Origin of the sequence: Brevibacterium album DSM 18261 (assembly GCF_000426445.1) — a bacterium.
Classification (GTDB): Bacteria; Actinomycetota; Actinomycetes; order Actinomycetales; family Brevibacteriaceae; genus Brevibacterium; species Brevibacterium album.
This window is the reverse complement of sequence record NZ_AUFJ01000005.1, coordinates 1-1,592: the sequence shown is the minus strand read 5'-3', so window position 1 is coordinate 1,592 and position 1,592 is coordinate 1. Positions and strand designations below refer to the sequence as shown.

The 1,592-nt window shown below is 55.4% G+C and carries 1 rRNA gene; it reads right to left on the bottom strand.

Features of this window, described 5'->3' with window-relative positions:
- Nucleotides 1-1,554, bottom strand: a 23S ribosomal RNA gene (locus K318_RS25135); the annotation flags it as partial.
- Nucleotides 1,555-1,592 lie beyond the last annotated feature (38 nt).

Here is a 1,592-nt window from a genome sequence, read left to right as displayed (position 1 = left end):
ATGGGACAGTTAGTCTCATGCGCCTCAACACTGAACGGTCATATCACCGGTACGGGAATATCAACCCGTTATCCATCGACTACGCCTGTCGGCCTCGCCTTAGGCCCCGACTTACCCAGGGCGGATTAGCCTAGCCCTGGAACCCTTGGTCATCCGGCGGAAGGGTTTCTCACCCTTCTTTCGCTACTCATGCCTGCATTCTCACTCGCATAGCCTCCACCACTGAATCACTTCGCAGCTTCACCGGCCACACGACGCTCCCCTACCCAACACCACAACCGTTAGATCTTCACGTGATGCTGCCACAACTTCGGCGGTGTACTTAAGCCCCGCTACATTATCGGCGCGGAATCACTTGACCAGTGAGCTATTACGCACTCTTTCAAGGATGGCTGCTTCTAAGCCAACCTCCTGGTTGTCTTCGCAACTCCACATCCTTTCCCACTGAGCACACGCTTAGGGGCCTTAGTTGATGGTCTGGGCTGTTTCCCTCTCGACTACGAAGCTTATCCCCCGCAGTCTCACTGCCATGCTTGTCTTACCGGCATTCGGAGTTTGGCTGACGTCAGTAACCCGGTAGGGCCCATCGGCCATCCAGTAGCTCTACCTCCGGCAAGAAACACACAACGCTGCACCTAAATGCATTTCGGGGAGAACCAGCTATCACAGAGTTTGATTGGCCTTTCACCCCTAACCACAGGTCATCCCCTCCATTTTCAACTGAAGTGGGTGCGGGCCTCCACGACGTCTTACCATCGCTTCACCCTGCCCATGGCTAGATCACTCCGCTTCGGGTCTAGGACACGCGACTCACACGCCCTCTTCGGACTCGCTTTCGCTACGACTACCCCACCCGGGTTAATCTCGCCACATGCCGCTAACTCGCAGGCTCATTCTTCAAAAGGCACGCCATCACCCCAACAAAGAGGGCTCTGACGGATTGTAAGCGCATGGTTTCAGGTACTATTTCACTCCCCTCCCGGGGTACTTTTCACCATTCCCTCACGGTACTATCCGCTATCGGTCATCAGGAAGTATTCAGCCTTACCAGGTGGTCCTGGCAGATTCACACAAGATTTCACGAGTCCCGTGCTACTCGGGAAACCGTCAACACGCGCACGCCCATCGTTTCGTCTACAGGACTCTCACCCTCTACGGTCACGCTTCCCAACGCATTCGACTACAACAAGCGACATTCACGCCCATCCCATGCCAAGGACAGCCGGACGGCCCCACAACACCACACACACAACACTGGCACATTTACATGCGCGTGGTTTAGGCTCCTCCGCTTTCGCTCGCCACTACTCACGGAATCATTAGTTATTTTCTCTTCCTGTGGGTACTGAGATGTTTCACTTCCCCACGTTCCCCCCACACACCCTATATATTCAGATGCGGGTCACGACACACAACATGCCGCGGGGTTTCCCCATTCGGACACCCTCGGATCACCGTTCGTTTACCAACTCCCCGAGGCTTATCGCAGGTTACCGCGTCCTTCATCGGCTCCTGATGCCAAGGCATCCACCATGCGCTCTTGAACACTCACACACACCACACCACCAGACACACGCACGCACCCACACCAC